Source organism: uncultured Sphingomonas sp. (assembly GCF_936927845.1).
GTDB lineage: Bacteria > Pseudomonadota > Alphaproteobacteria > Sphingomonadales > Sphingomonadaceae > Sphingomonas.
The window spans coordinates 1-1,799 of the sequence record NZ_CAKZHV010000027.1 but is presented as its reverse complement, the minus strand read 5'-3'; the positions used below and the strand labels follow the sequence as shown (position 1 = coordinate 1,799).

Below are 1,799 nucleotides of genomic sequence, written 5' to 3'. Positions count from 1 at the left end.
ACGGCATACGAGATAAGCTAGTGACTGGAGTTCAGACGTGTGCTTTCCGATCTCGACGAACAGCAGCATGCCGACAAACAGAAGGATGGTCGGGTAGATCATGCGGGAGAAGTCTTCCTTGCCTGCCTGGAATACCGTGACGACCGCCTCCAGCAGCACCGCGATGACGATGGTGGAGATGAATTTGGTCAGGCTGCGGCGCGCCTCGGCGGCCTGCCGCATCTCGCGGCCCCGGATCGCCTCCTCCTCGAGCAGGTATTTGCCGACATCGAAGACGGCGATGGCGATGACCGTGTAGCCGACGGCTTCAAGCAATGCCGGCCCGACATCCTGGTCGGGCACGGTCCAGCTTTGCCAGACATCCGCCAGCGCATAGGCGATCAACCCGCCGGCGAGCAGCATGAGAACGATGCTTGCAACGCCGAATGCAGCGCGCGTCAGAAACTCGAACAAGGGATCCACCCGGAAATGCGTGGCAACGCGAGGTAAGTGCGCGCCGCGCGTCGCTTGGCAAGGTCAGACGATGCCCGGATAGGTGCCGCCATCGATCAGCAAGCTCTGACCGGTAATATAGCCGGCCTGCGCCGAGCACAGGAAGGCGCAGGCCGCGCCGAATTCTTCCGGCGTGCCGAAACGGCCTGCCGGAATGCCCTTACGGCGCTCTTCCGCCAGTTGCGCCTTATCGACCCCGCGTGCCGCGCTCTCCCGCTCCATCGAGCCGTTCAGCCTGTCGGTATCGAAGGCGCCGGGCAGCAGGAAGTTGATGGTCACGTTGGCCCCCGCCACCTGCCGCGCCACGCCGCCCAGAAAGCCTGTCAGGCCGGCGCGTGCTCCGCTCGACAGGTCCAGCATGGGAAGCGGCATCTTCACCGAGGCGGAGGTAATGTTGACGATACGCCCGAACCGCCGTTCCACCATGCCGTCGATGACGCGCTGCACGAGGTCGACCGGCGCGATCATGTTGGCCTGCAGTCCGGCCAGCATCGCCGCCTCGTCCACCTGCCGGAAATCGCGCAGGGGTGGGCCGCCATTATTGTTGACGAGAATGTCGACCGCACCGCCGGCAGCCGCAACCAGCTCGGCCCGCAGGCCGGCATCGTCCAGATTGCCGCCGATGGCCACGATGTCGGCTCCCGTCTCGTCGGCGATGGCGCGCGCCACCGGCCCGATCGATTCGGGCGTGCGGCCGTTCATCACCACGCGCGCACCCTCGCGCGCCAGCGCCGTTGCGCAGGCCCGGCCAAGGCCCCGGCTCGATGCGCAGACGATGGCCGTACGGCCGGCAATTCCAAGATCCATGAGACGGTCCCCTTCCCTCGTTGCAACCATTGATCGTAAGTTCGACTTGGGAATCAAGCCGGTGCCAAGCCGGCACCATCCGCGCCGAGGGAGGAAAAGCGAGGATGAGCAGCAGCTTCTATCGCGATATGAAGGGCACGACGCACCGGCTTGCCCCGCACGAGATCGTCGTGCCGGCGGTGCCGGACGACGAGCGCGTCTGGGTGCCGCAGGCGCCGGACGTCTGGTTTCGTCCATTGATGCTGAACACGCTGGCCGGGCAATGGTGCAACCTGTTGCGCGTGCGCAAGTCGGGCATCCTGTCGCGGCATCTTCACCCCAACCCCGTGCATGGCTTCGTGCTGAAGGGCAGATGGCACTACCTGGAGCATGACTGGGTGGCCACGGAGGGCTCCTACGTCATGGAGCCGCCGGGCGAGATCCACACGCTGACGGTGCCGGAAGACGTGCCGGAAATGATCACATTCTTCAACATCACCGGCTGCATGGTCTATCTGGAC

General features: G+C 65.0%; 2 protein-coding genes. One reads left to right on the top strand and one right to left on the bottom strand.

Translation table 11 applies throughout. The annotated features are described in order from the left end of the window. Nucleotides 1–516 precede the first annotated feature (516 nt). On the bottom strand, nucleotides 517–1,299 hold the full coding sequence (locus Q0579_RS03730) for an SDR family oxidoreductase (RefSeq protein WP_039195450.1): 783 nt from the start codon (nucleotides 1,297–1,299) through the stop codon (nucleotides 517–519). A 104-nt stretch (nucleotides 1,300–1,403) separates the two neighbouring features. Here Q0579_RS03730 and Q0579_RS03725 point away from each other — a divergent pair. Next, on the top strand, nucleotides 1,404–1,799 hold a 396-nt coding region (locus Q0579_RS03725; protein ID WP_298809229.1), incomplete at its 3' end, for a 2,4'-dihydroxyacetophenone dioxygenase family protein.